Annotated in this window: 16 protein-coding genes and 1 tRNA gene; 3 read left to right on the plus strand and 14 right to left on the minus strand. The window is 48.1% G+C overall.

Annotated features, from left to right (window positions below; all coding sequences use genetic code 11):
• Window positions 1–45: 45 nt before the first annotated feature.
• From opp4A to rpsF, 5 genes are all read right to left on the minus strand, one after another.
• Window positions 46–1,770, minus strand: coding sequence for an oligopeptide ABC transporter substrate-binding protein (gene opp4A / locus B9T62_RS31895; protein WP_245864186.1), 1,725 nt, complete (start codon window positions 1,768–1,770; stop codon window positions 46–48).
• Window positions 1,771–2,025: 255 nt separating this feature from the next.
• Complete coding sequence (locus B9T62_RS31900; protein ID WP_087918945.1) at window positions 2,026–3,972, minus strand: endonuclease MutS2; 1,947 nt, start codon at window positions 3,970–3,972, stop codon at window positions 2,026–2,028.
• 496 nt (window positions 3,973–4,468) lie between these two features.
• Window positions 4,469–4,741, minus strand: a complete 273-nt coding sequence (rpsR, locus tag B9T62_RS31905) for a 30S ribosomal protein S18 (protein ID WP_087918946.1) — start codon at window positions 4,739–4,741, stop codon at window positions 4,469–4,471.
• Window positions 4,742–4,761: 20 nt separating this feature from the next.
• Window positions 4,762–5,262 carry a single-stranded DNA-binding protein gene (gene ssb / locus B9T62_RS31910; protein ID WP_087918947.1) on the minus strand — a complete coding sequence of 167 codons (501 nt, stop codon included), beginning with the start codon at window positions 5,260–5,262 and terminating at the stop codon, window positions 4,762–4,764.
• A gap of 47 nt (window positions 5,263–5,309) precedes the next feature.
• Window positions 5,310–5,594: a 30S ribosomal protein S6 gene (gene rpsF / locus B9T62_RS31915; protein WP_025706808.1), complete on the minus strand. Its 285-nt coding sequence runs from the start codon at window positions 5,592–5,594 to the stop codon at window positions 5,310–5,312.
• Window positions 5,595–5,812: 218 nt separating this feature from the next.
• Here rpsF and B9T62_RS31920 point away from each other — a divergent pair, with 218 nt between their 5' ends.
• Window positions 5,813–6,010, plus strand: a complete 198-nt coding sequence (locus B9T62_RS31920; RefSeq protein ID WP_087918948.1) for a YjzC family protein — start codon at window positions 5,813–5,815, stop codon at window positions 6,008–6,010.
• 684 nt (window positions 6,011–6,694) lie between these two features.
• The gene (gene dinD, locus B9T62_RS31925; protein WP_211296373.1) at window positions 6,695–7,294 is read left to right on the plus strand and encodes a DNA damage-inducible protein D; all 600 of its coding nucleotides are present in this window, start codon (window positions 6,695–6,697) and stop codon (window positions 7,292–7,294) included.
• Between the two features lie 640 nt (window positions 7,295–7,934).
• Here the strand turns inward: dinD and B9T62_RS31930 are convergent.
• The 4 genes from B9T62_RS31930 to B9T62_RS31945 form a co-directional block, all read right to left on the minus strand.
• Window positions 7,935–8,022 (minus strand) — tRNA-Ser (locus B9T62_RS31930).
• A 42-nt stretch (window positions 8,023–8,064) separates the two neighbouring features.
• Window positions 8,065–8,271, minus strand: coding sequence for a DUF951 domain-containing protein (locus tag B9T62_RS31935; RefSeq protein ID WP_087918949.1), 207 nt, complete (start codon window positions 8,269–8,271; stop codon window positions 8,065–8,067).
• Window positions 8,271–9,299 carry a mechanosensitive ion channel family protein gene (locus tag B9T62_RS31940; RefSeq protein ID WP_087918950.1) on the minus strand — a complete coding sequence of 343 codons (1,029 nt, stop codon included), beginning with the start codon at window positions 9,297–9,299 and terminating at the stop codon, window positions 8,271–8,273. The genes B9T62_RS31935 and B9T62_RS31940 overlap by 1 nt, the downstream gene beginning before the upstream one ends.
• A gap of 2 nt (window positions 9,300–9,301) precedes the next feature.
• Window positions 9,302–9,568, minus strand: a complete 267-nt coding sequence (locus tag B9T62_RS31945) for a putative Se/S carrier protein (protein WP_087918951.1) — start codon at window positions 9,566–9,568, stop codon at window positions 9,302–9,304.
• A gap of 118 nt (window positions 9,569–9,686) precedes the next feature.
• Here B9T62_RS31945 and yyaC point away from each other — a divergent pair, with 118 nt between their 5' ends.
• The gene (yyaC, locus tag B9T62_RS31950; RefSeq protein ID WP_087918952.1) at window positions 9,687–10,295 is read left to right on the plus strand and encodes a spore protease YyaC; all 609 of its coding nucleotides are present in this window, start codon (window positions 9,687–9,689) and stop codon (window positions 10,293–10,295) included.
• Here the strand turns inward: yyaC and B9T62_RS31955 are convergent.
• The 5 genes from B9T62_RS31955 to noc all read right to left on the minus strand — a co-directional run bounded on the left by B9T62_RS31955 (window position 10,267) and on the right by noc (window position 14,673).
• Window positions 10,267–10,767 (minus strand): DUF4446 family protein, encoded by a 501-nt coding sequence (locus B9T62_RS31955; RefSeq protein ID WP_087918953.1) that lies wholly within the window; start codon window positions 10,765–10,767, stop codon window positions 10,267–10,269. The two genes, yyaC and B9T62_RS31955, sit on opposite strands and share 29 nt — an antisense overlap.
• A 20-nt stretch (window positions 10,768–10,787) precedes the next feature.
• Window positions 10,788–11,951, minus strand: coding sequence for an aminotransferase class V-fold PLP-dependent enzyme (locus tag B9T62_RS31960; protein ID WP_087918954.1), 1,164 nt, complete (start codon window positions 11,949–11,951; stop codon window positions 10,788–10,790).
• Window positions 11,952–12,075: 124 nt separating this feature from the next.
• The gene (locus B9T62_RS31965) at window positions 12,076–12,921 is read right to left on the minus strand and encodes a ParB/RepB/Spo0J family partition protein (RefSeq protein WP_087918955.1); all 846 of its coding nucleotides are present in this window, start codon (window positions 12,919–12,921) and stop codon (window positions 12,076–12,078) included.
• The gene (locus tag B9T62_RS31970; RefSeq protein ID WP_087918956.1) at window positions 12,914–13,675 is read right to left on the minus strand and encodes a ParA family protein; all 762 of its coding nucleotides are present in this window, start codon (window positions 13,673–13,675) and stop codon (window positions 12,914–12,916) included. Before B9T62_RS31970 ends, B9T62_RS31965 begins: the two co-directional genes overlap by 8 nt.
• 176 nt (window positions 13,676–13,851) lie before the next feature.
• Window positions 13,852–14,673 (minus strand): nucleoid occlusion protein, encoded by an 822-nt coding sequence (noc, locus tag B9T62_RS31975; protein WP_087918957.1) that lies wholly within the window; start codon window positions 14,671–14,673, stop codon window positions 13,852–13,854.
• Window positions 14,674–14,846: the final 173 nt, after the last annotated feature.

Genomic DNA, 14,846 nt, shown 5'->3' on the forward strand with positions numbered 1-14,846 from the left:
AAACGACGTTTTGATTTCACTTTTTGGAGAAAAAATTTATTTTTTTTAGGATTGTTCCTCAATCCACCAGTTTTGCGGCTCAATAATGTTCCCGAACGCATTTACGCGCACACCCTGCACCCGCTTTTGGACCGGTGTAATCGACTGCCGCTCGGCAAAAAACAACATCGGAACCTCTTCATTCAGCAGTTGCTGCCATTCATAATACACCTGTTTGCGGTATTCGCTGTCATATGCCCTCATGCTTATACCGTCTTTAATCAGAGCTTCATTACGGTCCGAAGACCAGCGGGGATAGTTCCACAGATCCTGCTTGCGCCACAGCCCGGATGGGTCAGGATCATTCGATAAGCCCCATACCCCATTAAACAGCTCAATGGAAGGGTCATCCTGCTCCACCGCTTCATAGAACGTATTCATGTCCTTCAGCGCTCCGCCGTTGAGCCTCACGTCCAGCCCCACTTCTCTCCAGTCCTGCAGGATCGCCGCTGTCCGCGCTTCCGCCGACTGCCCCCCGCTCATGGAATCGTAGTGGATGACCAGCTTCTGACCTTGCGGGTCCTCCCGCAGACCGTCACCGTCTATATCGCTGTAGCCTGCCTCGTCCAGCAGGGTTCGTGCTTTTAGAGGATTGTATTCATACGGGTCAATGGCGGCATCGGGAATCTTCGCCCAGCTCGTGCTTGGAACCGGCGTTTCAATCGCAGTACCCAGCCCATAGGAGAATTCATTAATAATCCCCTGCCGGTCCAGTGCATAATACATAGCCTTGCGCAGCCTCTTGTCACTGAACTTGGGATTGTCCATCACAATTTCCTGCTTCTCCTCATCCCAATGCCCGAATTTGAAGCCAATATATTCATAAGACAGCTCCGGCGACTCCAGAATACGGATATTATCCAGCTTCCTCAGACCCTGATAAGCATCTCTTGGAGCAGACGCGATATCCAGCAATTGGTTCTGGAATTGAGCCGTGATCGTTTTTTCATCAACAACGGTATAGTTAATCCCGTCCAGCAGTGCCTTGCCTTGATGGTATTGGTCGAACCGCTTCATCTCCACCCGCTGGCCGGGCTGAATATCAGTCACCTGGAAGGGTCCGATCCCGATCGGGCGGGTCCTCACCTGCTCACTGTCCTGCATATCCTTGACGTCAACACCTGCATAATATTCTTTATTCATCGGATAAGACCATAACGTATCAATAGTGTTCACACGCGCGCCTGTTACTGTGATCCGCAAGGTGTACGGGTCCAGCACCCGAATGCCGGTTATATCGCTCGCCTCACCCTGATGATAGGCCTCTACCCCCTTAATCATCTCCACACTATAATAACGTGACCCCGTATAATCGGGATGGGCAATCGTTTCGATCGCGAACTTCCAGTCCTCTACCGTCAGCTCTTCGCCGTTATGCCAGCGTATGCCCGGTTTGATCTTGAAGGTAAAGACGGTGTGGTCCTCACTCTCCTGCCATGTAGCAATATGGGGAACCGTGGTTAGATCATCGCCGCCCTTAAACATGGGTTCCGTGATAAATTCAAGCACCTGCGTATCATCTTCTCCTTCAGAAAAAGCAGGCTCAAACAGCCCCTGGAACGGCGCTGTATATCCATAAGTCACCACGCCTCCGGCTCTTGCGTCCAGCTTGGTCTCCGTATTGTGCATAGTATATGTGTTGCTGCCCGAATCTGATCCGCTGCAAGCTGACAACATTCCCGCCACTGTGAGCAGCATCACCATCATCCTGCCGATTGGGTTGCGATTCATCAGTTCATTCCCTTCTTGTACAACCTTTACTGAATAAATATTTACTTTAACAAAGTTTCAAGCACTCGACAATGTAAAATTTTACGTTATAGAACGTGAACTTAAGAATGTTACATACGGAGCTGCCAGGAAGCCCCATGGTTCAGGATTTCTGGCAACTCCACTACTCCATTCTTAAGTTCATCTTATATATCGTGATATTTATCCCTGCAGCCAAAAGGCCCGCTCTAACGAGCAGACCTTCCAGAGCTGGACTTAATTGTTATCGTCCGCCTTGTGAATAATCGTCAATCCCTCCACATGTTTGCGTTGCATCAGCTTGCGTTTCTTGCGTGTATCCTTGCTCTCAAAAATAATATCGAAATCATAATTCTCCGGGTACAGCTCCTCCTTCGAAAGATACGGCTTCAGCCGTTTATGGTTAATCGTCAGCTTCTGTTTCTGAATCATCACACCGACCCGGCCGAACTTATCCGCTTTCTCATAGACGATTCCTGTCTGTCCAAGAGAAGTAACTCTTACCGCATCGCCAATCTCATAATGGACAGCAGGCGCCGCGGTCTTCGGAGCAGCGTCTGGCTGAGCGTGTGGCTGAGCAGCCAGAGCGCCGGTCTGCTTTGGCTGCCCTTCTTCCAGAATCAGCTCGGACCAGCTTCTCCCCCCTTGCTGCAGCCTGCGCTGCTGCTGTTCCACGATCTGCCGGGAGCGCTCGATCACGCCGCCGGCGATACCGAGCTTCTCGGCAATCTGCAGTGCATAGCTATCGCCAGCTTCCCCTACGGTAAGCCGGTACAACGGCTGAAGGGTCTCCTGGTCAAATTCCATTCTTGCGTTCTGAAAACCCTCTGTGACAGCGGCAAACGCTTTTAATTCATTGAAATGGGTCGTAACCAGCAGGTTGGCGCCTTTAGCGCTGAGGGCCTCCAGAATGGCGATAGAGAGCGCAATGCCCTCCCCCGGGTCGGTGCCAGCCGCCAGCTCATCAATCAGCAGCAGCACTCCCTTGGAGGCCTGCTCCAGCATGATCTCGATCCGTTTCATCTGCGCCGAGAAGGTGCTGAGCGACTGGCTAAGACTCTGTCCGTCGCCGATTACACTGATCATATTGTTGAATACAGTGAATTCACTGACTTCCTCCACAGGGACAAGCAGACCGGATTGGGCCATAGCCACCATTAGCCCCAGCGTTTTGAGCACCACCGTTTTACCGCCTGTATTCGGTCCGGTTATAATCAGCGAGCGGCCGCCGCTTCCAATTGTAAGGCTGATGGGAACCATCCCCGGCAGCATCGGGTGGCGGGCGCCAATCATCTGCATCTTTCCGTGTTCATTCCATTTTACAGCTCTTGCATCCATCGTACGGGCGTATTTAGCTTTGGCAAATATGAAATCATAGATGGCCGTGACCTCAATATTCAGACGAATCGCAGCTTGTTCCCGCTCCACCAGGCTGGCTAAATCGCTTAGCACAATAGTCTCCTCCCGCACTTCTTCTGCTTTAAGCAGATCCAGTTCTCCCTGTAGTAGAGATATCTCATACGGCTCCATAAACAGAGTCTGCCCGCTGGCTGACTGGTCAACAACTGCACCTTTGATCTGCTTATGATACTCCCGTTTGACAGGAATCACGTACCTTCCCCCACGCTGGCTGAACATATTCTCCTGAAGAATGGATTGATGGCGGCTCATCAGCGCCTCAAGCTTGCGCTGCAGGCGTTCCTTGGCTGTTGACAGACGCTTGCGCACCTTCTCCAGTCCCTTGCTTGCCTGATCTTCCACCCTGCCGAAGCGGATGCAGCGCTCAATCTCCTCCTTCACATGAGCCAGCTCTAGCATCGAGGACGCATAAGAGCTGATCCTTGGAGCCTGCTGCTGCTTGGAGAGCATGTATTTGCGCAGCTGCCCGCAGCTGCCAAGGAATAACGCTACCGCTGCGAGATCCTGCTCATTGAACAGGTAGCCCGTTCCCAACAAGGAGAGGGTCCATTCCATCCCTTCCATTGAAGCAATAGGTACACTTGATCCTTTTTCGAGCAGCAGCTTGGCTTCTTCCGTCTCTTCCATCGCCCTGCGAATGGCCTGGAGTCCGGTCATCGGCATAAGCTCCTGAACATATTTCTTACCCGCGTAGGATATTGCATGGCTCTCCAACTGCTGTCTGACCGTTCCATATTCTAGTGAGCTTAGACTTTCTGCGTTCATTGTTCATCCTCCTCCTAATTTCTTCCATGACGTCAAAAAGGACGAAGCATGCCACTGCGGCAGTCTTCGCCCTTCTTAATTAGGCTGTGTTTCTCCTTGTATATGTGTGTGGATTGCACAGAATCCTTGATTTCAGCAGTCCATACAAACACAAAAAACCGTGCTGCTAGAGCACGGTTCAATACAAAGAGAAACAGCCGTAAAGAGGCTATTTGACGCTTCGCGTGTTCTTAACTAAATCATTCATCCTCCAGAACGTAGACGCCAAGTGCATATACACTCAAATAAAGCATGGCTTCGCTGTAAAGCGGCCCTGCCGGCATTTCCGGTATAGATGATATGAAGTTGCTAGTTAAGAACGCTCACCGACATCAAAATTTCCCCTTTAGTTATAGGATACCTGTAATTTACTACAGTTTGCCGTTTTCGTCAATTTAGAGGAGAGGAGAGGGCAAACTAAAAGCAGCCGGTTTCCCGGCTGCTTCACGTATTCGTCCTATTCCGTTGTATAAGGCAGCAGCGCGATTTGACGCGAGCGCTTGATAGCAATGGTAAGAGCACGTTGGTATTTGGCACTGGTGCCTGTTACACGGCGCGGCAGAATCTTTCCGCGTTCGCTGACGAATTTCTTCAACAGCTCCGTATCTTTATAATCAATGTGAGTAATCTTGTTCACAGTGAAGAAGCATACTTTCTTACGCTTGTTGCGTCCGCCACGACGAGCTGGTCTCTTGTCGTTATCGGCGCCTTCTCTTGGTTTAAAAGCCATGTCAGTTCAGTCCTTCCTTATTAAAATGGCAAATCATCATCCGATATATCAATCGGCTTACCATCGCCCGAAAAAGGATCTTGATTATTGTTGTTACGCGGAACATTGTTATTGTTTCCACGTCCACTGTTATTGCCGCCACCATAGGCTGGTTCTTCAGGCACACTTGCGCCACTTGATGGAGTTCCGCCTTCGCGGTTCTGCGTAGATTCCAGGAAACGGACATTATCAGCAATAACTTCGGTTACGTATACACGTTTGCCTTCATTATTCTCATAATTCCGTACTTGGATGCGTCCTTCCACAGCTGTCAGACGGCCTTTGCGCAAGTAATTGGCACAGGTTTCTGCAAGCTGTCTCCAGGTTACAACCGGGATAAAGTCCGCCTCGCGTTCACCATTCTGGCCCGTAAAGTTGCGGTCTACGGCAAGCGTAAACTGCGTTACGGCTACACCAGCGGGAGTATAACGAAGTTCCGGGTCACGGGTCAAGCGACCGATCAGAATGATACGGTTCAACAATTCATTCCCCTCCTTTGGAGCGATTTATTACAAAGCTTGTCAATATCTTAGGCAACGTCGTTCGTAATGAGATAACGAATAACTTCGTCAGAAATCTTCATGATACGTTCTAATTCAGTAACTACTGCAGGTTCTGCAGTAAAGTTAACCAATACATAGACGCCATCACGGAATTTCTTGATCTCATACGCAAGACGGCGTTTACCTTGCACATCGTGCTTTGTAATTTCCCCGCCATTGGAGATGATGCCTTGGAATTTTTCGACTGCTGCTTGAACGGCTTCCTGTTCAATGTCCGGACGAATAATATACATCACTTCATATTTGCGCATAATTTTCACCTCCTTATGGTCTGAGGCCCCTGATCACGCCAGGAGCAAGGAACGAGCACAAACATAGACTCGCACCAAATTAATATACCAAATTGATCATCAAAGTGCAAGTATTATTCATACGAGCAGAATCGATGGATGCTTTTGGATACATGAAGCCACACCGTCATGCGCACAATAACCCTGCATTCATTAGCTTTAGAAAGGAGGAATACCCCATGGGTGAGAAGACCGAATATGAAAAAGGCGACAAGGCCCCCAATCCGGGCACCTATACCGAGGTAGGCGAAGCTCGCAGCTTCCACACCGAAATTCAGCACCCGCAGCGTATTACCATGGAGAAAGGTGACACCTTTCCCGAAACCACCAACAAGAACCGCAAGTGGAAGAAAGCCGAGAAAGCAAGGGTTCATTAAATAATTTCGCTGTCCATGTATAAAAGAGTTCATATTGCCCCATACTATTCTCAGGCAGTACAAAAGAGAGGTGTGGTTCCGTTGGGCGTCGTAGACGAACACAATCACAGGAATTCTGATTCAGCATCTATTGTAGGCTGGGAGTAGTACAGGAATGCCACTCTAAAAAGGCTGCATTCCTGAGCAACACCTATTACACTTTAGTGGCTTTAGACAGAGATATTCCGAACATCATTGCTGTGCTGCCTCTTAAAGAGGGTCCTTTGTGGACCTTCTTTTTGTGTCGTCTATCGAGCCCTCCCTTCCAAGGGAGGGCCCCAAAGGGCTCTGCCCTCTGGACTCCCGCAAGTTTGGCGAATGAGCCTGGCGGTACTGTGATTAGGCGGCTTGGGAGGGTGGATCGCTTATCCCTGTGGGACCGCTTAAACGCCGCATGGGCCGGCGTGCTATCCCTGACGGGATGCACGCCGTGGGCTAAGATCAAGAGCAGCTGTTCCTTCGGAATGCGCTAGATCCTAAGTATAAGGGCGGGCTGTTCCTGCGGAATGCGCAAGAGCCTATGGCTTAGCTGATTAATATTCACGGAGGTTTCCAAGCTAAAGGTAAATAATCAACGCTAATTTTAGCGTTATCGATATGGTATAATAAGTTAATTAACTTATTTATGTTTTCGGGAGGTCATTTATGACAAAATTAACTGAACATTCGGGTTCTGAGCATAATCATTCCCTTTTTGAAAATGCTAAGAGATACGATGAAAATGAGAATGAATATTGGTCTTCTCGCGAGTTATCAAAAATTCTAGAGTACTCTGAGTATCGTCACTTCATACCTGTTATAGATAAAGCTAAACTTGCCTGTGACAATAGTGGTCAAGAAATTCTTAACCATTTCGAGGACTTCCTCGAGATGGTTAAGATCGGTTCTGGCGCTTCACGAGAATTTGAATCCATTCGTCTTTCTCGATATGCTTGTTATTTAGTCATTCAAAACGCAGACCCTGCTAAGGAAGTTGTCGCTTTCGGTCAAACATATTTTGCTGTTCAAACAAGAAAACATGAACTATTTGAACAATCGTCTGAGGATGAAAAACGCTTTATGCTACGTGAGGAACTAAAAAACCATAATACTGCTCTTGCTGCCGCAGCATACGACTCGGGAGTTATTACTTCCTTCGAATTCGCCATCTTTCAGAACCACGGATATAGAGGGCTTTATGGGGGTCTAGAAAACAAAGATATCCATTCGCACAAAGGGGCTTTAAAAATCACAAAAAATTCTTGACCATATGGGTCCCACTGAGTTGGCTGCTAATCTTTTTAGAGCGACTCAAACTGAGGAGAAGTTGCGACGGGACGCTATTTCAGGACAAGTATCAGCTAATAGGACTCATTATGAAGTAGGCAAAAAGTACGTGAAACAATTGCCGAACTTGGTGGAACGATGCCGGAGGAATTACCTGTCTATGACAGTATTAAAAAAGTCGAAAAGAGATTGCAAGCCAAACCTACTCCTAAAGAACTTAAATAGTTATTGAAGGGACCTTAGCGGTCCCTTTCTTACTACAATTCCATGCTTCATCATCCCGATGTTTCCCGCTAACCATTCCGTAAAATACCGCATGTTCTGAACATACCCGTCGATCGTCTTTCCTTTAGATTCTTAGCGCGCTTAATCTTCACTACGAAGTCGATCGCATCCTCTAGCGAGTACGCCGGCAGGAGCGACGTCAGCCATCGGCGTCCGCTCCGTTAATGTCCGTTTGCCCGAGCGTTTATCCATACAAAAAAGCCCCTACGTCATATTAACGTAGAGAGCATTGTGTAATCAGTAAGGTATCTCGCAATCATCTAGCGTCGTTATCGTGTAGTTTCCGTACACATATCGTACTGAAACCATTGATACTAGCGTGTTTTTAGGAAAACGGAGAGGGTGGGATTCGAACCCACGCACGCTGTGACACGCCTAACTGATTTCGAGTCAGCCCCCTTGGGCCTCTTGGGTACCTCTCCGCAGCAAGAGTTATTGTATCATGTACCATTCTCATTTGCAAGCTAATTATTGCTTTCTCCTGCAGCCCGCAGTACCTTCTTCAGGTTCTTCTCGAACTTGACACGGGGGATCAGAACGCTATGCTGGCAGCCGGTACATTTAATCCGGATATCCATCCCCATACGGATAATCTCCATCTCATTTGTACCGCAGGGATGCGACTTCTTCATCTGCACCACATCTCCAAGCTCAAAAACTTTACGCTCCACTAGTCTTCCTCCTCTTCTCCCTCTTGAGCAGCAGCCATCTGGCCTCTCAGACGCCTTCCGGACGCTTCTCGTAGCCGACGCTCCTCTTCCCTTAGCTCTTCCTCCACAGCCGCTCTCGCAGCCTCCTCGGCCTCCCTGCGTGCTTTCTCCTCGGTCTCCGCCGCTTCGAGTGCCATCTGTTGCTCCAGCGCCTGCTTGATATCCCGCTGAATCTGCCGCTCCGCATCCTCTTTAGCATTTGGCTGGCAGGTTGCCGCCACACGGATTACATATTCCGCTGTGCTCATCGACTGGATGCCCAGTACATTGGGGTAAGCCAGCACATTGGGATTACGCTCCTCGATCCCTTTCAGCGCCGCTGCAATCAACGTCAAGGTCGATTCCAGGCTGCGCTCCATCTTCACCGGCACATCTACTACTGCAAGCGCATTGGCCAGTGAGTAGTTGGTCACGTTGATAATTGTGCCGTTGGGGATAATGAACACCTCTCCCGTGCTGCTGAGCAGCCTGGTGGTTCGAAGACCGATCAATTCCACAGTGCCTTTATAAGTTCCGGTCTGAATCACATCGCCTACGGCGAACTGATCCTCGAAGATGATGAAGAAGCCGGTAATTACATCCTTGACCAGACTTTGCGCCCCGAAACCTATAGCTAGACCAAGCACACTTGCACCAGCCAGCAACGGACCCAGCTCGAAATTAAACTCAGACAGTATAAGGATGATCATCACAAAATTGCAGACGACGGTAACCACATTTTTGAGCAGCTCGCCAACCGTGGTGAACCTGCGGCTGCTCGGCAGCAGCCTGCCTTTGCGGTTCTGATTCATGGACCGGTCGATCAGATTGGAGACCACTTTGATGAGAATTCGGCTCAAGATAAATATAACTAAGATCCGAATTCCCGCAAACAGAATGTTAGCCCACATATCAGCATCAGTGAACCAGTTCCATATTTTATCTTTAAAACGCACAACCTCTGCAACGGCCTTATCTGTTCCACTGTTCTCAGCTGCTGTCAACCACATGCTTATCCTCCCCCTTCTCCCTCAACCAGCACATACTCTTCGTTGTTAGTTCTGCCATAGATGCCGCGTATTTCAATATGCTGTTCAGCGATGATCACCCTTACCTCCGCCAGCGCGTTACGGAAGAATTGGATCGACATCGCACACCCCGCCGTAATTTCTTTGGGTGTAGGGAATATATCAATTTCTATATCGGCATACTCCAGCAGCATTTCCGCACGCAAGGCCTGCTGGGTAGAATCAAAAGCTATCAGCAATTCATCCTCCATAACGGGCGCCTCCCTCCTAGGCTTAACGTCCTATCTCTTGACCCCTTAGTATAAAATCCTTCTTTCATCCATATACTAGATGTGAACCAATAGAATCAGCTACGGAAAGGAAGATAGCATGAATTTCTCACCTAAGGCCTCACCGCCGCAAGAGATTACCTGTCTCAAAATATCGCATGCCGATCCCAATATTTATTCTGCCATCACTCATCGATTATTGTTCCACCTCTCACGCACACGCCCGGACACGCCGATTGTAATTATCTGCATTGGCACCGACCGGTCTACCGGCGATTCGCTCGGTCCGCTTGTCGGCACATCATTGTCCCGTTTTCACAGTCCACTGTTTCATCTGTATGGGACACTTGAGGAACCGGTCCATGCCGTCAATCTTGAAGATACCCTAGCGACCATTTACCGCAAACATCACAACCCCTTTATAGTGGGCATTGATGCCTGCTTGGGCCATTCCACAAGTGTAGGCAGCATCCAGGTCGTGGACGGACCGCTCCGCCCCGGCGCAGGTGTCAATAAACACTTGCCGCCCGTTGGTGATATCCACTTAACGGGAATCGTCAACGTTGGTGGCTTCATGGAGTATTTCGTTCTGCAGAATACGCGATTAAGCCTGGTCATGAGACTGTCGGACATCATTGCTACAAGTCTATATTCCGCCCTGAAGCAGTGGAATGCACATGCTAAGTCCGCTGCAACGCTAGAGCAATAACTTCCTTCTCTTCAGGAGAAAGCGGAATTTGCGACTCCCCTTTGTCCATGGGCTTGGAATAGATATATGAGTTCTCTCTATTGTGCAAGCTGGTGATTACAACGCCGGATTGGTCATCATCGACTAAAGCCAGCGAGAAGCTCAGGTTGTTGCCCCGTTCCCCAAAAGCATTATAACGTTTAAGAGCTATATTAGACTTCATGCTACGGATTCTAACTCCAGTTGCTTCCAATGCAGCCTTATGCTTGTGCTGCTCCTCCTCAAGCATATCCGCCTGATTCTTCAGGTCAATCAGGAGGCCTTCCAGATCCTCCACACCGTTCCCGCCCATCATCGATTCATATTTGCGCCGCATCGTACGCAGCTTGGCACCTTGCATGATTAGAATCACCAACAGCACGAGCAGCATTGCTGACACACCTAATACAAACCAAGCTAATTGATCGTTAAATAATTGATTCATCTCTGACATAAATGGACCATCCTTTGTGTTTATCTGCTACGGCTGCTCTTCTGAATTTCCCTGACAGCTGCCAGCACTCTGTCTATATCATGCTCTGTCGAATCCAAACCTACACTAGCCCGCACAGCACCCGATTTCAGTGTGTCTGCTGCCTGATGTGCCAGGGGTGTACAATGCATCCCGGCACGCACTGCAATGTTATATTCACGGTCAAGCCGGTGGGCAATATCAGCCGAGTCCAGCCCTTCCATCACAAAGGATACAATACCCGTCCGCTTCTCCCCTTGTTGCGGCCCCAAGATTCGAATTCCTTTCATGGACGCTAAGCCCCCCATTAACAGCTGAGTAAGTTGCCACTCCTGCTGATGAATCGAATGAAGTCCTACAGATTTAATTTTTAGCACACCTGCCAGCAGTCCGGCGATCCCCGGTGCATTCTGAGTGCCGGCCTCATATCGGTCGGGACGCACAGAGGGTTGTTCACTGCTCTCCGATTGGCTGCCTGTCCCCCCAAGGATCAAGGGTTCCAGTTCAATCTGCGGCGAGATGTATAGTCCACCGGTGCCTTGGGGACCAAGCAGCCCCTTGTGGCCGGGAAAAGCTAACAGATCAATCCCCATCCGTCCAACGTCTATTTCCACACTACCTGCCGTTTGGGCAGCATCGACCAGAAATATAGCACCATGTTTTTTAGCTATACTGCCAATTTCTTCTATAGGAAGAATACTACCAAGCAGATTGGAGCCATGATTGCAGATTGCCATTTTCGTATTATAACAGAAGCTGTCGCTGAGTTCCTGCAGATCCAATTGCCCCTCATTATTAACCTTTAAATAATCAACTTCAATCCCCAGAGTGCGCTTTAGATATTCCAGAGGTCGACGCACGGAGTTATGTTCAGTCATTGTGGAGATCACATGGTCTCCAGGTTTTAGAACTCCCCGAATAGCCATATTAAGTCCCATAGTCGTATTATGCGTAAAAGCAATGTCCTGAGCATTGGCCACTCCGAATAGTTCAGCAAGCGCTGCCCGTGCTCTCACCAGCACCCTGCCTGTCCCCATAGCCAACGAATGATTACCGCGTCCCGCGTTTGCCCCGGAGTGCTCCAATGTATTCAGCACCGCGGCCAACACTTCCGGCGGTTTCGGCCAAGAAGTAGCCGCATAATCAAGATATATCAGCTGTTTCATTCGCCTGCCCCCTACACATTCTATTTTCACATTTCCTGTATCAAAACTATATTCTACAAAAAAATATCCTTCCTTATCCCGCTAAGGATATCTCAGGATATATTTTATAGAATCCAATATCCGTTTAGTTGCCGAGCAGTTCCAGCAATCTCTCTAGATCCTGAGCACTGTAATAATTAATTTCGATTTTACCTTTTTCCTTGCCTTGTTTGATTCTCACCGTCGTCTTGAAGCGTTCCCGCAGACCTTCCTCTACATTGTCAATGTATGGATCACGTTTAACAACCTTAGCTTTAATTGCTCCGCTTGCAGGCTTTCGGTCCAGATTCTTTACCGTTTCCTCCAGCTCTCTTACACTCCATTGCTGCTCCACGCATTGCTGTGCCAGTTGCATCACTAACTCCGGATCTTTGAGTGCAACAATTGCACGCGCATGCCCCATCGACATTGTTCCACGTGAAACATATTCCTTCACTTCTTCAGGCAAAGATAATAAGCGCAGAAAGTTGGCAATATGCGATCTGGATTTCCCAACTTTCAATGAAAGCTCTTCCTGAGTCAAAGCGAATTGATCCATCAACCCCTGGTAGGCTACAGCAATTTCCATAGCATTCAGATTCTCGCGCTGAAGGTTTTCAATGAGGGCGATTTCCATCACTTGCTGATCACTAAGATTTCTCACAACAGCGGGAATGGTTGCTTTTTCGCAGTATTGCGAGGCCCTGAAGCGTCGTTCACCAGCAATGATTTCATAGCCTTTTAGCACACTACGAACAATAATTGGTTGAATTACCCCATGTTGTCTGATCGACTCCGCTAGTTCCTGTATAGCCTCTTCGTTGAAATCCTTGCGGGGCTGATACGGATTGGCACGCAGCTGACCCAAGGGGATCTCTACTACTTTGTCGTCCTCGTTAATTGACAAGGATGGGATTAAAGCATCCAGTCCTTTACCTAAACGTTTACTCATAAGAAATCACTTCCTTTGCCAGCTCTAAATATACTTCTGCCCCTTTGGAGCGGGGGTCATAGGTGATTATGGATTGCCCGTGGGATGGTGCTTCACTTAATCGGACATTGCGCGGGATGATCGTTCTGTACACTTTTTCCTGGAAATATTTCTTAACCTCTTCTATAACTTGAATCCCCAGATTGGTGCGGGCATCCAGCATGGTTAGCAATACTCCTTCAATCTTCAAATGAGGATTGAGATTTTTTTGTACCAGCCGAACGGTATTCAACAACTGGCTTAACCCTTCCAGGGCGTAATATTCACATTGAATGGGTATGATTACTGAGTCGGCTGCCGTTAAGGAATTAATGGTTAGAATCCCCAAAGATGGCGGACAGTCAATAATGATGTAATCATAATTGGCTTTGACTGCATTTAGAGCTTTCTTCAGCTTCAATTCTCTGGAGATCGTAGATACAAGTTCTATCTCTGCCCCTGCCAACTGAATAGTTGCCGGTATAATATGCAGGCCTTCATTTCTGGTCTCTAATATAGTTTCATGGGGTTCAACTTCATTAATAAGAATATCGTAGATACAGTTTGCTACATCCGCTTTGTTGATGCCAACGCCGCTGGTTGTGTTGCCTTGAGGGTCGATATCGACAAGAAGCACTCTCTTTCCCAGCGCAGCCATACCGGCGCCTAGGTTCACAGAGGTTGTTGTTTTACCGACACCGCCTTTTTGATTCGCTATGGCAATAATCTTGGACACTTATTTCACCTCGAATAGTTGGAAGAATCTTCATGATCACAATATAGTGTTTACGCCCACATTCAGAGATTGTGTGATCCTTTTGCGGGATATTCAGATCAACCACAGCCAGCCTGCACCAAGTCACAGAAAAGGCGGCCAATCACCTCAGGGCCGCCTTCAGCTTTATTAACAATTTATCTTTTGGGGATTTGGATCACAATTTCGTAATGGTCACCACGGTCATTTTCTGACGTTTTGATTTCCATACCGGAACCTGACACCATATCAATGGATTGACGAATTGTATTTAGCGCTAGACGAACATCTTTTGTATAGGAAACCCTCTTGGACTTTTTGGATTGTGTGTCTGTAAGTGCTTTATAGAAAGCAATGCGTGCTTCTGTCTGTTTAACATTAAGTCCCTTGGCAATGATCTCGGCCAACACCTTCAATTGCATGTCCACGCCATCCAGGGATAGCAACGATCTGGCATGTCTCTCAGTGATCTGGCGTTCCATTAATGCGGTCTTTACCTGCTCTGGAAGATGCAAGAGACGTATCTTGTTGGCAATCGTCGACTGACTTTTACCAAGACGTTGTGCCAGACTCTCTTGTGTTAACTGATGCAGATCGATCAGCTTCTGATAAGCAACCGCTTCTTCAATAGAGGTTAGTCCCTCACGTTGTAAATTCTCAATGAGCGCGATAGACGCGGCCTGCGAATCATTAAACTCACGAACAATGGCCGGAATAGTTTCCATTCCAAGCTTTTTTACCGCTCTCCAACGCCGTTCGCCTGCGATAATCTCATATTGGGAATCGCGCATGCGTACAACAATGGGTTGGATGACTCCATGAGTTTTGATGGTCTGGCACAGCTCATCGATCTTCTCATCATCAAAAATGGTCCTTGGCTGATAAGGGCTGCTAATGACCTCATGAACCGGGATTTGTTTAATTTCTTCTCCGCTGCTCCGCTCAGTGAATCCAAAAAGCTTGGTGAATTGTTCTTTCATTCCGTTCATAACCACCTAATTTCGTTATAGTACGATCTTCATGACCTTATACTTGATAAGCATATCGTACAGCAAATGAAATGGCCTGCTAGCAATCAGGTCCGCGGTTTCCTCATCCGGCTATCGCTGCTTGCCATGCAGGAAATCCACTCTATTATTCTATCACTTTTCAG

Origin of the sequence: Paenibacillus donghaensis (assembly GCF_002192415.1) — a bacterium.
GTDB classification, from domain to species: Bacteria; Bacillota; Bacilli; order Paenibacillales; family Paenibacillaceae; genus Paenibacillus_AQ; species Paenibacillus_AQ donghaensis.

Excerpts from the sequence above, each read along its gene's own strand:
- opp4A (WP_245864186.1), bottom strand. The coding sequence starts at position 1,770 with ATGAATCGCAACCCAATCGGCAGGATGATGGTGATGCTGCTCACAGTG.
- B9T62_RS31900 (WP_087918945.1), bottom strand. The coding sequence starts at position 3,972 with ATGAACGCAGAAAGTCTAAGCTCACTAGAATATGGAACGGTCAGACAG.
- rpsR (WP_087918946.1), bottom strand. The coding sequence starts at position 4,741 with ATGGCTTTTAAACCAAGAGAAGGCGCCGATAACGACAAGAGACCAGCT.
- rpsF (WP_025706808.1), bottom strand. The coding sequence starts at position 5,594 with ATGCGCAAATATGAAGTGATGTATATTATTCGTCCGGACATTGAACAG.
- B9T62_RS31920 (WP_087918948.1), top strand. The coding sequence starts at position 5,813 with ATGGGTGAGAAGACCGAATATGAAAAAGGCGACAAGGCCCCCAATCCG.
- dinD (WP_211296373.1), top strand. The coding sequence starts at position 6,695 with ATGACAAAATTAACTGAACATTCGGGTTCTGAGCATAATCATTCCCTT.
- B9T62_RS31940 (WP_087918950.1), bottom strand. The coding sequence starts at position 9,299 with ATGTGGTTGACAGCAGCTGAGAACAGTGGAACAGATAAGGCCGTTGCA.
- B9T62_RS31945 (WP_087918951.1), bottom strand. The coding sequence starts at position 9,568 with ATGGAGGATGAATTGCTGATAGCTTTTGATTCTACCCAGCAGGCCTTG.
- yyaC (WP_087918952.1), top strand. The coding sequence starts at position 9,687 with ATGAATTTCTCACCTAAGGCCTCACCGCCGCAAGAGATTACCTGTCTC.
- B9T62_RS31955 (WP_087918953.1), bottom strand. The coding sequence starts at position 10,767 with ATGTCAGAGATGAATCAATTATTTAACGATCAATTAGCTTGGTTTGTA.
- B9T62_RS31960 (WP_087918954.1), bottom strand. The coding sequence starts at position 11,951 with ATGAAACAGCTGATATATCTTGATTATGCGGCTACTTCTTGGCCGAAA.
- B9T62_RS31965 (WP_087918955.1), bottom strand. The coding sequence starts at position 12,921 with ATGAGTAAACGTTTAGGTAAAGGACTGGATGCTTTAATCCCATCCTTG.
- noc (WP_087918957.1), bottom strand. The coding sequence starts at position 14,673 with ATGAAAGAACAATTCACCAAGCTTTTTGGATTCACTGAGCGGAGCAGC.